Source organism: Mucilaginibacter sp. AK015 (assembly GCF_014200785.1).
In the GTDB taxonomy this organism is placed as follows: Bacteria; Bacteroidota; Bacteroidia; order Sphingobacteriales; family Sphingobacteriaceae; genus Mucilaginibacter.
This window is the reverse complement of sequence record NZ_JACHCV010000004.1, coordinates 79406-97026: the sequence shown is the minus strand read 5'-3', so window position 1 is coordinate 97026 and position 17621 is coordinate 79406. Positions and strand designations below refer to the sequence as shown.

The following is a 17621-nucleotide window of genomic DNA, read 5'->3' as shown; positions in this document are numbered from 1 at the left end:
GGAAATGATGTAGTATTATAGCTCGATGAGAAACTCTACCAGGTTTTTATCGTGTGCCAAATTTAGCTTTTTACGTAATCTGTACCGACGTATCTCCACGCCTCTCAGCGATATGTTTAATAATGATGCCATTTCCTTGCTACTCATGTTCATGCGTAAGTAAGCGCAAAGTTTCAAATCATTTGGTACCAGGTCGGGGTGGTCATGTTTCAACTTCTTAAAGAAGTTTTCGTGTGCCTCGTTAAAGCTATTTTCAAAAACGTTCCAGTCACGATCGTCGCTCATCCCCTGATCTATAACTTTATGGATCTTTTTTAGTTGGTCTTCCGACAGTTTTTTCCCCGTGCTATCTTTAAAATTATTGATCTCGTCGCTTATTTTTTGTAGCAATTCATTCTTGTACACAATGTTCATGGCTGAGTTGGCCAGTTCGCGGCTTTTACTTGCCAGGTCGGCCTGTAATTGCTCGTTTTTAATGGTAACAATGCGTTGCTGGCTTGCTATGGCCTCACGGCGTAAAAACTCTTCTTTTTCACGTTGTAGTTTTTCCTGTATCTCTTGCCTGTGGCGTTTCAGTTTTAAACGGTAATAATATCTGATAGCGTAATAGAGCAATATAATTAACAACACATACACTGCTATAGCCAATTTACCGGCATACCAGGGCGGCAGTATCTCGAAAGTAAAAGTTGTTACCTCAGATATGTTTGCATCATTAATTTTTGCCCGCACTTTAAAATGATAGGTCCCCTGGCTTAAATTTGTAAATTCTTTCTGCGTTTGAGTAGTCCATTCGCTCCATTGCCGGGAGTACCCTTCAAGATAATACTGGTATTTTATTTTAGATTGTTTATAATATGGCAGCGAGTACGCTATGCGGACATTGTTTTTATTGTATGGGATGGTGATCTCATTCTCAGCGCTGTTCATATCGGTAATTACCGACGTTTTATCCGTAATATTTTCTACCTGGCGTATCAAAACCGGTGGCAGCTTTATCATTGGCTGGCGCGATGCATCCGCATCATTTAAAATCACGAAGCCGTCGTCAACACTTATCAGGTATATCTGGTTGTTTATCAGGTTTATGTTTTCATAGTTTTGCACCATTTGGCCGTTAAGCATGCTAAAACGGTTCGAATCGATAGTGAGCCGGCCCGGTACAGAAAGATCCGCAAGGGCCACCCGCCCATGATTAATAAACCAGTATTTTTTGCCTATGGCAGCTATTACCTTGTTTGATGATGCAAATGTGTTTAACTTTTTATTAAGCTGCTGGTATTTGTAAAACCGGTCGGTTATATCATCGTAAATATAAAAGCCCGAATCTGATGAGAACACGATACGGTTATCAAGGTTAAATACCCCCACATTATAGCTATCTGGTAAACCCGACCGCTTGTCGTAATATTTTTGCGATATCACTTTTTTACTGTCAGCACTTAATGTAACCTTATAAATGCCTTTATAGGCGTGGCTTACCCATATCTGGCCTTTGTTGTCTTGCTCAACATAGCGCGATGGCTCGCCAAAGCCTTCCACCTTGTGATCGAACGCCCAGTTGCCCCCGGCATCCTTACGGTAAATGATAAGCCCCGTGTAAGTGCCCTGTATAAGTCGGTCGGTGTTGAATTTTTTAATGGTCCAGCCACCGCTTAAGGATGTTATTTTTGTGATAGAGCTGCCATTTACCTGGAAGGTGCCGTCGTTATGGCCGCAAAGCAGCCGGCCGTCCTGCAAAGAAAGTTCCCAAACCTGCCCTTGCGAGCCGGGTATAAGCTTAAAATCAAATGGTTGGAGCAGTTGTTTGGAACCGGTATTAGCCCACTCGCTGTAAAATAGACCCTGATTAGTGCCCAGGTATATTTTGTCATTGAAAATTATGCTGGAGTAAACCGTTCCGAACTTGCCGGTTTTGTCAAAATAGAAATAAAGGGGCGAATTTATTTCGATGCGGTCGATGCCATTATCAAGCCCGGCCCACAGGTTTTGCTCGGCATCTACATATAAACTTAATACCGTGTTGTTTTGCAGCCCGCTCGATTTATTGATGTGTTGAATTACGTTGCCCGCGGTATCAATAATAATTACGCCATTTAAAATTGTGCCATACGCAATGTATTTGCCCGGGATAACGGTGCCGTTATTTAACTGAAAGGTTTTCAAGAAATCGTTTGCCTGGTTGGCCCAGGGCTTTATACTGCTGCCGTCATAAATAAATAAGCCGTTTTTGGCAGTGCCAATTAAATATTTACCTTTTTGAAAAGGCAGCACAGATAACACCCGGCTGCCTAATATATTGCTGCCGGCTATATACGTAAGCCTGTCGCCTTTAAGCTCAAACAGACCGGCATCAACCTGTTCAACAAAGTAGCGACTGCCGGTTTTAAACAAAAACAGGAATGGTTTAGGTGCTTTTACTACATTTATTTTACCCTGCGTATAAATGTAAATGGAGCCGAAAGATTGAAATATGACCTTATCATTGTCGATATATATCTTCCAGGTTTCTTCTTTTACAGGTTGAAATTGTTTTGGAACAAGGCTGATAAGCGAGTGATATTTAAGAAAACCTTTTTTGTTGTTCTCCCAATAACCAAATTCGCCAAACCCACCCGAGTATATCTTGCCTTTGCCATCGGCCGCTACCGATCGTACGATAAGACCGTTTGGCATGCGGTTGAGCTGCCAGTACTTACCATCGAACGATAGCAGGCCTTCATCGTTGCCAAAGTACATAATGCCATGCTCATCGCGCGTTACCGACCAATTTTGATTGCCCGATTGATACTGCGCTTTGGTATAGTTTTGCACATAAGGCACACCAATGCTTTTTATATCGGCAGGGTGAGCCCATATACTGGTAAATAAGAATATTGCGAACAGGAAATGTTTACGCATGTTAAGTGGCCCGGTGTATTTGTACGAAAATACAATTTGCCGCTGAATAAACAGTGTGGTGCCTGCCAACTATTCTGCCACCTGTACAGTGCCCTTTTTTGCTGTGTTGATGGGTTGCGGCACTTTTACATAATAGCCTGTGCCGTCGTAAATGCGCCTGCGCGGGTGTGCCTGGCAGGCATCGCTGCAGCAGCCATCCATCTTTAGGCCGCACTCATCGCACTGGGTAAAATGCTCGTTGCATTCGGGGTTGGCGCAGTTGATCATTTTAGGGGTGGTTTTACCGCAATTACGGCAGGTTGATATCACCACCGGGTTAACGCTGTTTACATCAACCGAAAGGCGGTTATCAAACACGTAGCATTTGCCTTCAAAATCCTGGCCGCCGGTTTCCTTACCATATTTTATAATACCGCCGTGTAACTGGTAAACATCGCTAAATCCTTCGTGCAGCAACAGGGCCGATGCCTTTTCGCATTTTATGCCTCCGGTACAATAGGTAAGTATCTTTTTATCTTTGTATTGGGCCAATTCGTTTATCATGGCGGGGAAATCGCGGAAGTTCTCGATGTCCAGTGTCACGGCATTCCTGAATTTGCCAAGTGAGTGTTCGTAATTGGAGCGCACATCCAGTATCACCACATCATCGCGATCTTTCATGGCCAAAAATTCTTTCGGCTCCAAATGTTTGCCCGTTTGTTTTTGCGGGTTGATGATATTTGGGTCGCGCAGGCCTGAGTGCACTATCTCTGATTTATAACGGCAATGCATCTTCACAAACGAAGGCTCAGCCACCTCATCTATTTTAAAGTCTATACCTGCGAAACGCTCATCAGCATGCAAGGTATCCATATAGATTTTGCACGACTCTTCGGTTCCCGATACGGTACCGTTCAAACCTTCGTCGGCAACAATGATGCGCCCGGTTAAACCTAAGCTTTTACAAAATTTTAAATGATCGGCCGCAAACTGCTCGCCATCGGCTATTGTAGAATAACAATAGTAAAGTAGTGTGTTGTATTTTGCCATAACATTCATTGATACCGCTGCAAACGGTGTTAAATGAGGCGCAAATGTAGTAAAAAGTTCCAAGTCCAAAGTCGAAAGTATGTAAGATTAACTTTTGACTTTGAACTTTAGACTTTCAACTCTCTATCTTATTCCGTAAAATATCCTGAAGCCCTGCAGGTATTTTTTGTTGCCTGCATACGATATACCGTAGTCTACCCGGAAGATCAGGCGTTGAACGCCAACATAAAATTCACGGTAATTAGGGTTTTCCTTTGTTGTTAAAAAATTGGCGCCAATTACTTCTTCGAGTTTTAGCTTGCGGACAAACGGCACCTTACTTAATATTGCCCCGGCAAAATTATGCTGGTAATGCGCCTCGAAGAATGCACCGCCTGTGCTGAACTGATAAAAAGGAAGGAAATGAAAACTGCCTATGTACGTTGGATCAAAGGTAGTGCCCTGGTTACCCAAAAAATGATAAAAATCCATGTAGTATAATCTTCGCCTGTTAAAATAATCGCCCCCTACTAATTTAAACGACGAAAATCCGCTGAGGCCAATGCGCAGGTTGTTTTGCGATATATCCGCCGATGCAAAATCGTAATTCACATCCGATCCAAACACGCCATTTATCCCCTTTCGGTAATTAATGGTTAGGGTAGGATATTTTGATGGCAGGTTAAACTTACCTGTTGGCCTGGTGATGTATTGCTGATCGAACGTAAAGGTAACCGAAGTGCTGAACGTTAGCGCCTGGTTCTTGGGGAATAAGAAAGTACGGTCTGTAGGTGGTACCGAATCAGGCACAAGGGGGTTATTAGATGTGTAATCTTTATTTTTTACATCCCGTATATGCCCAAAGGCGGTGTTGTACAATTGTGTACGGCTGGCGTAGTTTAAACCGGCAGTCCATAATACGCCGTTCCACAATTCGCGCTGATAGCCAAAGCCGCCATATTTAGAGCGATAGTATTTTACGTAGTTGTTTTCGTACAGTAAGGTGCTTAAAGTATTAAAATATAAGGACCGTGTACCAACGTTATTCAGGTCAAGCACATCGCTTCCTAAGTCTGTATAAAGTTTGGCATTATGGAATGGGTCATTTAAATATTCTGCATGCACATTTGCACTGAAAAGTTTATTTGAAAACCCATAACGCAGGGCCGGGGTAATGCTGTACGAATGCCAGTCGTCTATAATGTGGGTGTACCGTACTTTAGCATTAATTCCAAACCCTTCAACCGTATTGTAATAAAACGTTTGCAGAAACGGGAAAACATGAAGCGAATCGCGCTCGTCGCGGCTACTGGCATCATATCCAAATATCAGATATCCGGGGTAGTTTATGCCATTCTTCTCGTGCTGCAGCGAATCCAAATACCTGTCGGTTTTTTTGTAAGCTGCAATGCTGTCTTTCTTTTCATAGTCGCGTTTTTCCAGCCGCGTTAATGGTAACAGGCGATGCGTATCCCAATAACCCGAAGATTTGCTGTTGGCAGCAGTATCTATGCGTAATATTTCACCGTTAAAAAATCCGTCAGGAAATTTTGGATTAATTTTATAATTGTTAAAAATCCCCTCATAATAGCCGCCAAACTTAAAGCCTAATACAGACCCTTTGAAGTTAAATTGCACAGCGGCAGGCATCCAAACACTGTCGGTAATCGGGATGTATTGCTGGCTTATACGCATGGTATCAACCAGGTTAAGGCTGCTCATGGTATTGGTCAGGTAAAGGTCGGCGCTATAAATACGCCATTCACCCTGCACTATATATATGTTTCCCTGAAAATACATGCCATGCGCACGCTTTGGTATAATTTCTATCTTATCAATGGTAAGCCCGTTTTGCACAGAACTACCCACTAACCTGTAATCATAATAACTAAACGCATCAGAAGCAAGTGGTGAAATGTACCCACGGGTGCTTAAGCCATTGATCTTAAATACATCGTTGTAAAAATTAACCTGCAGGTCTGATCCTTTGCTGTAGTTGAAAGCCGTATTTACACCCGCCTCTCGTGAAGCTATCGTGATTTCTTTGATCTTATTTGGCCTTTCGAAATTAAAAGCCGACAATAATTCAGACTGGTAAAGTATTCCCCGCCCGTTGGAGTCGAGGTCTAAAGCCTGGGTAACCGCTTTGCTTGTTAACGATTTTGGCGAGCTTAACAGCCGTTGTACCGCTTTAATATATACCGAGCAGGAGTAGCTGTTCACTTCTTCCAGGTGTTGCCTGCGCTTGGCAATAGCCATACGCATTATGGTGTCGCCGGGGTCCAGGTTTTGTTTCCATTTATCAGATACCGCGCTGAATTTAAAAACCTCGTTGGCAAGCTGTACGTTGTGTACCTCGTCGTGGTCGGTAATTGTAATGCTTTCGGTTTGTTGTGTAAAGCCGGTAAAACGGTAAGTAACATTATAGGTACCCGGGCTTAGCTTAAATTGATAACGGCCCTCTTCATTTGCCGTTGTTCCGTAAGTAGAGTTGCGAATATATACCGATGTAAAACCCACAGGTTCGCTTTTAGGCCCGGTAATAAGTCCCGATAATACATATTGCTGCGCCGAAGTGCTTAACGACACAAGAATAAGTATAATAACAGGTAGGTATCTTCTCATACAAGGAATTTTACGTTTAATAGCATCTGAGGGTAAAATGTTTGATGCTACACGTAATTTATATAAAATGTTTTGCATAACCGTTCAATTACAGGTTATTGTTTAATTTTGGGCTTTAAAAATTGTAATTATGTATAAAACATTGCAGCCGGTTTTACAGCAGGAACTTGCCGATATTGAAAGTGCCGGTTTATATAAACGCGAGAGAATCATTACTTCGCCGCAGGGCGCGGATATTACCGTACAAGGCGGTAAAGAAGTTATAAATTTTTGCGCTAACAATTATCTGGGGCTTTCGGCTCATCCAAAGGTTATTGCGGCGGCCAAAGCCACTATGGATACGCACGGCTACGGCTTGTCGTCGGTACGTTTTATCTGCGGCACTCAGGATATACATAAACAACTCGAGCAAAAAATATCCGAATTTTTAGGTACGGAAGATGCTATACTATACGCTGCCGCTTTTGATGCGAATGGGGGCGTTTTTGAACCGCTTTTTAACGATCAGGATGCCATTATATCCGACGAATTGAACCATGCCTCTATCATTGATGGTGTGCGCCTTTGTAAAGCACAACGCAAACGTTACAAACATGATGACATGGCCGACCTGGAAGAGCAGTTGAAAGCTACGCAAGATCTTCGCCACCGCATTATTGTTACCGACGGCGCTTTCTCTATGGATGGCACCATCGCGCAGCTTGATAAAATTTGCGCCCTTGCCGAACAGTATAATGCATTGGTGATGATAGACGAAAGCCACTGCAGCGGCTTTATGGGTAAAACCGGCCGCGGCACGCATGAGCACCACAATGTTATGGGGAAAATAGATATTATTACCGGCACATTGGGTAAAGCATTAGGCGGTGCATCTGGCGGGTTTACATCCGGCCGTAAAGAAATTATTGATATGCTGCGCCAGCGCTCGCGCCCGTACCTGTTCAGTAATACTTTGGCCCCGGCCATTACAGGTGCATCAATAGCTGTATTGGATATGCTGAGCGAAACCACCGACCTGCGCGATAAGCTGGAGAGCAATACCAGATACTTCCGCGAAAAAATGACCGCCGCCGGTTTTGATATCAAACCAGGCGTTCACCCTATTGTACCGGTGATGCTGTATGATGCCAAACTGGCCCAGGAGTTTGCCGCCAAAATGCTGGAAGAAGGCATCTACGTGATCGGCTTTTACTACCCGGTTGTGCCGCAGGGTAAAGCACGTATCCGGGTGCAGATTTCGGCCGCCCACGATGTTGCACATTTGGACAAGGCTATAGCCGCGTTTACCAAGGTAGGTAAGGAATTGGCGGTGATTAAGTAGTTCCATCGTATATTTGTAATTACATTTTTTGAGAGATAAGTTAATGCAATCTAAAATAGACCAATATACTGCCGAGATAAAGGCGTTTACAGCGGCTAAGGCTGATGAACTGGAAGCGTTCCGTATAAAATATTTAGGTACCAAAGGGTTGATAAAGGACCTGTTCGAAGAGTTTAAAACCGTTGGCCCCGAAGAGAAACGCACTTTTGGTAAAGTACTTAACCAGTTTAAGCAATTTGCCGAAAGCAAGTATAACGAAATCAAGGAATCATTAGACTCCGGGCCTAAGACTCAAGACTTAGAACTTGACCTTACGCTGCCAGGCGATGGTTTTGAGGTTGGCTCCCGCCATCCGCTTTCGCTGGTACGTAACGAGATCATCGACATTTTTAAACGCCTGGGCTTTGTTGTAGCCGAAGGACCAGAAATTGAGGACGACTGGCATAACTTTTCGGCGCTTAACTTCCCCGAGGAGCACCCCGCAAGGGACATGCAGGACACCTTCTTTATCCGCAAGGGCGAAGGTAAGGAGGATATTGCTTTACGTACGCACACCTCATCGGTACAGGTGCGCATGATGGAGAACGGCAAACCGCCGTTCCGCGCCATTATGCCCGGCCGTGTTTACCGTAACGAGGCTATCTCTGCCCGCGCGCACTGCTTTTTCCACCAGGTGGAAGGTTTGTATGTGGACGAGAACGTATCGTTCTCTGACCTTAAGCAAACGCTGTATCATTTTGTGCAGGAGCTTTATGGCGAGGGCACTAAAGTGCGTTTCCGCCCGTCATACTTCCCGTTCACCGAGCCATCGGCCGAAATGGATATCTCCTGTACCATTTGCAAAGGCTCGGGCTGCAATATGTGTAAGTACAGCGGCTGGGTAGAGATATTGGGCTGCGGCATGGTCGACCCTAACGTTTTAGAGAATTGCGGTATCGACAGTAAAAAATACACCGGCTTTGCGTTTGGTATGGGCATAGAGCGTATCACCAATTTAAAATATGTGATACGCGATCTGCGTTTATTTTCTGAGAACGATGTGCGCTTCCTGAAACAATTTACAACAGATATTATATAAATGAGGACCCTCCCGGCATTGCTTATGATTTGCCTGCTTTTTTTAGGCTGCGGCAAAATGGAGAATGTAGTGCCGCGCGTACCGGTAAACGTTAAAATAGTAAAAACAGACCCTAACTATACCTCGCTGAATGCCATTGGCGGCCATGCCTATGTTAAGGGCGGAGTGGCGGGTATAGTTATTTACCGGCAGGTAGATGGTTCGTACGTAGCGTATGACCGCTGCAGCAGTTACCAGCCCGAAAAATTATGCGCCATTACGGTTGATGATACCGGCTTTACCGCCACCGACCCATGCAGCGGGTCGAAGTTTTCGTTGTCTGATGGCAGCCCGGTAAAAGCACCTGCTACCAAATATCTCAGGTCGTACGTTGTAAATACCACGCAATTTGAGATATTTGTTTCAAATTGACCCATGGAAGCCGATAAAATCAAAGATAGCATTAAGCGGGCAGCGCAGGATCTGTTCCGCAAATTCGGTTACCACAAAACCAGTGTGAACGAGATTGCCAAACGGGCTAAGATCGCGAAGGCTACTATATACAAGTATTTTGACAGTAAGGAAGCGCTTCTGCACGTTCTACTGATGGATTATATTAAGGTGAGTGTTGATGAATTGATAAACACTAACACCCCTGATATGGATGAGGAAGCACATTTGAGCAACCTGATCATGAAAACCTGCCGGCTATCATACACTGTTTGTAATGAGTTTATCGGCTGGGACTTTATCCGCGAGAGCACCAACTCGCAGGATTTTTTAAAGAACTTATCTAACGAACTGGAAGAACTGCTGGTGCACTCTTTTACCCAACTGGCGGGCATCCGCAAACACGAAACCTATCAACAGCGCATCCGTTTCCTCATCAAATGCAGCAAAAGCATTGTATTCAGCTTCGCGTTCACCTCGGTAAGCGATAGTGATGTCCGTAAAAATTTTGTATCGTTTCAGAAGGAAATATTGCCCTACCTGGTAAAGGCCGCAATTCAGGTTTAACTTTTTGACAATATATTTGGAAGTTCCCTTTTTAATAACTTACTTTGAATAACAAAGTACTTTAAGTGAAAGAAAACGAAATACAAGACGAGCTTACCTCTATCCGCAGCATGATGGAGCGCTCCTCAAAATTCATTTCGCTCAGCGGCCTTAGTGGTGTGCTGGCGGGTATTTACGCGTTAATTGGTGCCGGGCTTGCCTATAGTATCATTTATGGCTCCGGCGGTTTTTATAATTATCGCGAGTATTTAATTACTGATCTGGGCCGTTCCGCCGCCGACTTATATACCTTAATACTTATCGCTTTGGTTGTGCTGATAGCATCCATAGCAACCTGTGTGGTGCTTACCATGCGTAACGCCAGAAAGAAAAATCAACCCATGTGGGGCAACAGCAGCCGGCAGCTATTATTTAACATGGCAGTACCCCTGATAGCGGGCGGCGCGTTAATACTTATTTTAATAAGCCGTGGCTATGTAGGCATTGTAGCGTCAGCAACGTTAATATTTTACGGCCTGGCACTCATAAATGCAAGTAATTTTACTTTTAAGGATGTTAAGTACTTAGGCATTTGCGAAATTGTATTAGGTTTGTTTGCCGCATTACTACCGGGCTATGGTTTGCTTTTTTGGGCCGTAGGGTTTGGTATATTGCACATTGTTTACGGCAGCATTATGTACTTAAAATATGATAGTAAATCTTAAGTTGTTATAGGCTTAATTTTTACGGTATATTAAAAATAATATTGGTGAAAGTTCCATTTGAAAAACTTGATAAGGCGTTTGAGAACAGGCTGCGTTTGCAAATAATGAGTGTGCTGATGGTTAACGACCGGTACGATTTCAATTCGCTAAAGGAGCTGCTGGATACCACCGATGGTAACCTGGCATCGCACCTGAAGGCTTTAGAAAAAGAAGAATATATTACTGTGCATAAATCATTTTTAGGGCGCAAGCCTAATACTAATTACGAGGCAAGTGATAAGGGCAAGCAAGCCTTTAAGCAGCACCTTAACGCTTTAGAGCAGATCATAAAAAATCAGAAATTGTTATAGCTATATTTTTTTATTCAATCACTTTGTAATTCAAAGTACTTTTAATAAATCCAAATGATACAAGAACAACCGTCGGCCTTAAAAGGCGTTATGAATTGGCTCAAGGAGTCGATCACTGTTAAATTAGTTTTTATTGGCTTTTTAATTTTGGTGCTGCTTATCCCATCATCATTAATTGACAGCCTTATCCGCGAGCGCGCCGAACGACAGGATGAAATGGCGAAGAACATAGCCGATACCTGGTCGGGCAGCCAAACCATAAAAGGCCCCGTGCTGGTTATACCTTATCGCAAAACCATAAAATATACTGATAGTGATAAAAAAGAAACTACGCGGGATGTAATAGAGAATTTATACATCCTGCCGGAAAATTTAAAGGTAAAAGCCGATATAAGGCCCGAGAAATTACACCGGGGAATGTTCGAAACTGTGGTTTACAATTCGTCCATAAAAATTACAGGTAACTTTGGCAAGGCCGAACTGGGCAGCCTCTCGTTAGTGCCCGAACAATTGCTGCTGGATAAGGCAAGGCTGGAGTTTAGCATATCAGACCTGAAAGGCCTTAAAAATAATCCGATGGTAACTGCTGCCGGCCAGCAGCTCAATGCCGAGCCATCTTTTAACGCCCACCCTTTATTTAACGGCGGCCTGCAGGCTAACCTAAATTTAACCAATGTTGCAAACGGCGCCTTTACTTTTGATTACACGCTGGATCTGAAAGGCAGCCAGGAACTGCACTTTTTGCATCTTGGTAAAACCACCGATGTTGAAGTGGCAGGCAACTGGTCGTCGCCAAGTTTCGACGGGCGGTACCTGCCAGATACCCGTACAGTAGATACCAGCGGTTTTCACGCAAAATGGCGCATGCTGTATTACAACCGCCCGTATCCGCAGCAATGGGTGGTTGATAACAACTTGCTTACCGACGAAAGTAAGCTTGCTGATGCATCATTTGGCGTTAAACTGCGCCTGCCGGTTGACCAATACCAGAAGATAACCCGTACCAGTAAGTACGCCATACTTATCGTGCTGTTAACATTTGTGTCGTTGTTCCTCACCGAGGTTATCCGTAAGCAAAGGATCCATCCGTTCAACTACATACTGATAGGCGCTGCCATGATCATTTATTACACCTTGTTGCTTTCGTTCTCTGAGCAGGTTGGTTATAATATGGCCTATCTTATAGCGTCCATAGCCACAATTGGGCTGGTATCGGCTTTCATCGCCTCGCTACTCAAAAATAAGGGCGCGGCCGCGCTATTTGCGCTGATACTATCCATCATCTACGTCTTTATTTTCATCATCATACAATTAGAAGACCTGGCACTAATGATAGGCAGTATAGCACTCTTCATCATTACGGGGCTGCTCATGTATTTCTCCCGCAAGATCAACTGGGACAAACAGTAATAATTAAAGAGGCGCGATACTTCGCGCCTCTTTTTCTAAAAACGCTAAACATTAAAAAACTATGCATACAAGTGATTATTGGATAAGGCATTTCAAGGAAAACGCCCGCCATAAAAGAGTGAACTGGACCCTGGCGCCGACCATAACGCAAGACGAGATAGCCACCGTACTTCCATCGTTACAGGCCTGGCAGTTGGGTGAAACATCCGAAGGCGAACACCTGATAGCGGCCTCGACGCGGTATGCATACCGACTGGGCGACCCTGATTATGTTGATGCTGTTAAACTTTTTATAAAAGAGGAGCAAAAGCACGGGTATAACCTGGGCAGGTACATCGACAAAATTGGACAAAAGCGTATAAAACATAACTGGGGCGATACGCTGTTCCGCAAGGTGCGTTATTTTAATACCAGCATGGAAATATGGACGCTGGCGGTTATTGTTGTAGAGAGCACCGCGCAAATATTTTACCAGGCGCTTAAACATGCCACCGGCTGTCGTCTGCTTAAAGAGATATGTACAGATATCTTAATTGACGAAGCTCCGCATATCGTTTTCCAAACCGAGCGGCTGGCTATCATATTTGAGGGGAAGTCGGCATTTTCAAAGGCTTGACGCAAGGTTGCCTACAAATACTTTTTTCAGGCAACATCAAGCCTGGTATGGTTTGCACATAAAAAGCTGTTTATGGCCGGCGGTATCACATTTGAAATGTATGTGAATAAGATGCAATATAAATACAGCAAAACACTTAAAATAATAACAGCACCTGTAGTAATGGAAATTGCCTGAAACTTCAGTCAAAACCCGCGTTCTGAAAATTATAAAATAGGTTTACCTTTGCAGCCTGATGAGTAGATCTGCAAAAAAACCTAAGTTCTTTGAGAACGTAAGCGTAATTGACATTGCCGAAGAAGGCAAAGGGGTTGGCAAGGCCGAAGATTTTGTGCTGTTTATTGAAAAAGCCGTTCCCGGCGATGTGGCAGATGTAGAGGTTTACCGCAGCAAAAAAAGCTTCGGCGAAGCCAAGATCATTAAACTCATTAAACCATCAGAATACCGTGTGCCGGCATTTTGCGAACACTTTGGTACCTGCGGCGGCTGTAAATGGCAGCACATGACCTATCAGGCGCAGCTAAAATTTAAACAAAAGGCGGTGCACGATGCGCTAACCCGCATTGCCAAAATAGATGTGGGGCACATGGAGGCGATTGTACCATCACCGGCCGACCGCTATTATCGCAATAAACTGGAGTACACCTTCAGCAACAAACGCTGGCTTTACGATGGTGAGAACCGCGAAGATGAAACCCTGGATATGAACGCCCTGGGTTTCCATATCCCCGGCCGATTTGATAAGATATTGAATATTAACCATTGCTACCTGCAGGCCGAGCCATCAAACGATCTGCGTAATAGCATTAATGCATTTGCCAAACAAAACGGCATTAGCTACTACGATGTGCGCCAGCATACCGGCGCTTTGCGTAACCTCATTATCCGCACCTCGTCAACCGGCGAAATTATGGTTATCGTCGTTTTTGCTCACGCGGACCAGGAGCAGGTAAACCTGTTGATGAACTATGTTGATGCCGCGTTCCCGCAGATAACATCGCTGTTATACATCCTCAACCAAAAAATGAACGACACTATTTTTGATCAGGAGGTTGTAGCATGGAAAGGCCCCGAGTTTATCCACGAGGAGATGCCCGCTGCCAATGGGGCTGTGGTGCGCTTTAGGGTTGGGCCGAAATCCTTTTATCAAACAAACTCGATACAGGCCCTGCGCCTGTACGAAATAACCCGCGATTTTGCAGCCTTTAGTGGCAACGAACTGGTTTACGATCTCTACACCGGGGCCGGGACCATTGCGAACTTTATTGCCGGACATGTGCGCGAGGTGATTGGGGTAGAGTATGTGCCATCGGCTATTGAAGATGCAAAGGTAAACTCACAGATAAATAATATTACTAATACCAAATTTTACGCCGGTGATATGAAAGACGTGTTGGTGCACGATTTTGTTGCTGCACATGGCAAGCCCGATGTGATCATCACCGACCCGCCACGTGCAGGCATGCATGCAGAAGTGGTTGCCCGGCTAATGGAAATCGAGGCCGGCAAAATTGTGTACGTGAGCTGCAATGCCGCTACCCAGGCCCGGGATATATTGGTGCTGAAAGAGAAGTATGATATAGTGAGGATACAACCTGTAGATATGTTTCCGCACACACAGCATGTAGAGAATGTAGTGTTGCTAAAGCTAAGAACAGCACTATAGGTTAATTAAATTACCGTTCAGTTTAATCGAACGGTTTTTCATCATAAAATAACTCGTTATATACATTTAACAGTACTGTAGGGCAATATTTATTAAAATGTTTTGGTAAATTAGCTTCATAAGCAAACCTATATTAATTGCTGTTACAATGGATATTTCTGTGCCTTTTTTTAATTTCTCGATAAAAAAGGTATTGGCCTTGCAACCCGACAATCTAAAGCGGGCAAGGATAAAAATAGTGTGTACCATTTTATTGCTTAGCCTGCTAAAGATAGCCATAATACTGCCTTTAGTTTATCACGGCATTCAACCAGCACATCTTTACCGCATAATTATTGTATTTGTTTTATACGCCGGTTTGCTTAAATATTTGCTGTACCGCCCTGATGATATCGACGTTATAGCCCATTTGATGATATTGATAGGGCTGGTGGGCATTTGGGTAAACCTCATTGTCATTCGTCAAAGCCTTAACCTGGTTACATTACAGTTTGTATTTATGATAACGTTTGTGGGGTATTATCTCATCAATAGCCGTCATGCCATTGTATACAGCTTTTTTGCTATCGCCCCGGTTATGTACTACCTGCTGATTACCGACAGGAGTAAATGGTACCTGGATGGCATAAGCCGCGAACTGCCCTCGCCGGGCTTTGAAATAATTGTTGTTTTGAACTTTATAACCATTGTACTTATCCATTACCTTTTTTACCGTGCCTTTCGGGATAATGTGGCCGAAAAAGAAATTTTGAACAAACAGCTGCAGGCTACTATTGCCGAAACAAAAGCGCTTGCCGAATCGCGGTCGGTATTTCTTTCAACCATGTCGCATGAGTTGCGTACGCCATTAAACGCCGTTATTGGCATGACCAGCCTTATCAAAGACACAGCCACTCCAGAGCAAACGGAGAACCTTGATATACTGGAGTTTTCGGCGGTTAGCTTGTTGACATTAGTTAACGATATATTAGATTACAACAAAGGAGAAAATGATAAAATAGTATTAGAGGCCATACCCGTACACCTGCCGGTTTTACTGCATAAGGTGTGCTCTGGCTTGCAGCAAAAGGCATCTGAAAAGGGCTTCCATCTGATATTAGATGTTGATCCCCGGCTTAAAGAGCATTGGGTGGTTACTGATCCCACCCGTCTTACGCAAATTATCTATAACCTGGCGGGGAATGCTATTAAGTTTACCGAGTCGGGCCAGGTGAGTGTTAACGCTACCGTAAACCATAAAGACGAAGATCACCTAACCATTAACTTCTCGGTGGCCGATACTGGCATTGGCATCCCTGCCGACAGGCAAGGGGTAATATTTGATCCTTTTATGCAGGCATCAGCAGATACTACGCGCCACTACGGCGGTACCGGCCTGGGATTAGCTATAGTTAAACGTTTGCTGGGCCTTTTTAACAGCGCCATTGAATTAACAAGCCAGGAAAATAAAGGCTCGGTATTTTCATTTACTATTAAATTTGAACTGTATAAGGGCAATGTCAACCCCATATCACTGCATACAGTAATGAATACCAGCCTTGAGGGATTGAACGTGCTGATTGCCGAAGATAACCGCGTTAACGCCCAGTTATTAGTAAAGCTGTTAACTAAATGGCAAATAAATGCGGTAATTGCCAACAACGGGCAAGAGGCGATAGATAAATTGTCGGCACAAAACTTTGATGTGGTGCTGATGGATTTACATATGCCATTAATGGATGGCTACCAGGCCACACAAGCTATACGGTTATTAACCGATAGCAGCAAAGCACAGGTACCAATAATTGCATTGACGGCCTCCGTCTCGCATAATATACACGATAAAATAAAAGAGGCCGGCATGCACGATTATTTGTCGAAACCATTTCAGGCTGCTGCATTATATCAAAAACTGGAAGCTTTAAATGCGGCGAAGCAGGGTAAGGTATTAGCAGGTTAGTGAAGTTTTATTTTTAAAGCCAAACAAACTTCCTTTATCGTTTCGCTTACCGGTTTAAATTCAAAACCTATCGCCTTTCTTATTTTGGTGTTATCAAACTCGCGCGTTACTGATGCCGCACGGGCGCTGGTTTTGTCAAGGGCCGGGGCTTTACCCGTTACCGCTGCCCATGTGGCCGTAGCCCGCCAGGCCATTTCCATCATCCAAGGTTTAGCCAGAGTGGTAGGGGCAGGCACGCCCATGCAGGTGGCTATTTCCTCAAAAAGCTGCTTGTAGGGGCGGTTTTCGGCATTGATAATGTAACGTTCACCACTAATGTTGGTTTCCATCAGTGCTATCATGCATTTTGCCACATCCTGCACATCAACAAAACCAATAGTGCCGCGGGTGTAAAATTTAAGGCCCTTGCGCACGGTCTCAAATATCTGTCCGCTGCCGGCTGTGCCGGCGCTTGCCCCAATAATAATGGTGGGATTTACAATAACGGCGTCCAGGCCTTCGGCGATGCCCCGCCAAACTTCCATTTCACTTTCCAATTTAGATATAGCATAACCATCGGTTTCCGTGGTTGAATCAAGGTGATGGTTCTCGGTGATAAGTTCGCCGGGCTTGGCATCGCCTACCGCTGCTACAGAACTCGTATGCACCATGCGGATACCCTTTTCGTTGCAAAGATCAACAAGTGTAGCCGTTCCCCGTACGTTGGTGCGTATCATGGGTGCTTTATCGGCTTGCTTTAAAGATACAAAAGCGGCGCAATTATAAACCTGGGTGATGTCTTCAAGGGCAAGTTCAAGTGCGGCTTCGTCCATCAGGTCGGCATTAACCCATTCAATTTTAGCTGCGTATGGTGCCAATAGCCTGGGACGGGTTGAAGATTCCCTTTTGGTACACCGGATACTATTTCCGCGCAGCACAAGTTCTTTCGCTAATTCCGCCCCTAAAAATCCTGTTGCACCCGTTACTAAAATCATATTTGCAAATCTGCAATTAGAAATGCGGATGTG

At 44.2% G+C, this 17621-nt stretch carries 14 protein-coding genes; 10 read left to right on the top strand and 4 right to left on the bottom strand.

Going from position 1 to position 17621, the window contains the following annotated elements; genetic code table 11:
- Positions 1-15: 15 nt before the first annotated feature.
- The 3 genes from HDC91_RS15375 to HDC91_RS15365 form a co-directional block, all read right to left on the bottom strand.
- A complete protein-coding gene (locus HDC91_RS15375) occupies positions 16-2901 on the bottom strand; it encodes a triple tyrosine motif-containing protein (protein WP_183553670.1) in 2886 nt (961 codons plus the stop codon).
- Positions 2902-2970: 69 nt separating this feature from the next.
- On the bottom strand, positions 2971-3930 hold the full coding sequence (locus HDC91_RS15370; RefSeq protein WP_183553668.1) for a rhodanese-related sulfurtransferase: 960 nt from the start codon (positions 3928-3930) through the stop codon (positions 2971-2973).
- 123 nt (positions 3931-4053) lie between these two features.
- Positions 4054-6534, bottom strand: coding sequence for a DUF5686 family protein (locus tag HDC91_RS15365; protein ID WP_183553665.1), 2481 nt, complete (start codon positions 6532-6534; stop codon positions 4054-4056).
- Positions 6535-6664: 130 nt separating this feature from the next.
- On the opposite strand from HDC91_RS15365, the gene kbl reads away from it, so the two are divergent.
- The 10 genes from kbl (at position 6665) to HDC91_RS15315 (ending at position 16614) form a co-directional block, all read left to right on the top strand.
- Positions 6665-7855 (top strand): glycine C-acetyltransferase, encoded by a 1191-nt coding sequence (gene kbl / locus HDC91_RS15360; protein ID WP_183553663.1) that lies wholly within the window; start codon positions 6665-6667, stop codon positions 7853-7855.
- Positions 7856-7898: 43 nt separating this feature from the next.
- On the top strand, positions 7899-8933 hold the full coding sequence (pheS, locus tag HDC91_RS15355; protein WP_183553661.1) for a phenylalanine--tRNA ligase subunit alpha: 1035 nt from the start codon (positions 7899-7901) through the stop codon (positions 8931-8933).
- Positions 8934-9344 (top strand): hypothetical protein, encoded by a 411-nt coding sequence (locus tag HDC91_RS15350; RefSeq protein WP_183553659.1) that lies wholly within the window; start codon positions 8934-8936, stop codon positions 9342-9344.
- Between the two features lie 3 nt (positions 9345-9347).
- Complete coding sequence (locus HDC91_RS15345; RefSeq protein ID WP_162429822.1) at positions 9348-9929, top strand: TetR/AcrR family transcriptional regulator; 582 nt, start codon at positions 9348-9350, stop codon at positions 9927-9929.
- 65 nt (positions 9930-9994) lie between these two features.
- Positions 9995-10633 carry a hypothetical protein gene (locus HDC91_RS15340; protein WP_183553657.1) on the top strand — a complete coding sequence of 213 codons (639 nt, stop codon included), beginning with the start codon at positions 9995-9997 and terminating at the stop codon, positions 10631-10633.
- Between the two features lie 44 nt (positions 10634-10677).
- Positions 10678-10983, top strand: a complete 306-nt coding sequence (locus tag HDC91_RS15335) for a transcriptional regulator (protein ID WP_183553655.1) — start codon at positions 10678-10680, stop codon at positions 10981-10983.
- A 54-nt stretch (positions 10984-11037) separates the two neighbouring features.
- Entirely contained in the window at positions 11038-12393 is a 1356-nt protein-coding gene (gene creD / locus HDC91_RS15330) for a cell envelope integrity protein CreD (protein WP_183553652.1), read from the top strand.
- 61 nt (positions 12394-12454) lie between these two features.
- Positions 12455-13009 carry a ferritin-like domain-containing protein gene (locus HDC91_RS15325; protein WP_255476744.1) on the top strand — a complete coding sequence of 185 codons (555 nt, stop codon included), beginning with the start codon at positions 12455-12457 and terminating at the stop codon, positions 13007-13009.
- Positions 13010-13244: 235 nt separating this feature from the next.
- Complete coding sequence (gene rlmD / locus HDC91_RS15320) at positions 13245-14675, top strand: 23S rRNA (uracil(1939)-C(5))-methyltransferase RlmD (protein WP_183553651.1); 1431 nt, start codon at positions 13245-13247, stop codon at positions 14673-14675.
- 148 nt (positions 14676-14823) lie between these two features.
- The gene (locus HDC91_RS15315) at positions 14824-16614 is read left to right on the top strand and encodes an ATP-binding protein (protein WP_183553649.1); all 1791 of its coding nucleotides are present in this window, start codon (positions 14824-14826) and stop codon (positions 16612-16614) included.
- Here HDC91_RS15315 and HDC91_RS15310 read toward each other — a convergent pair.
- A complete protein-coding gene (locus HDC91_RS15310; protein WP_183553647.1) occupies positions 16611-17588 on the bottom strand; it encodes an NAD-dependent epimerase/dehydratase family protein in 978 nt (325 codons plus the stop codon). The genes HDC91_RS15315 and HDC91_RS15310 overlap by 4 nt on opposite strands.
- Positions 17589-17621: the final 33 nt, after the last annotated feature.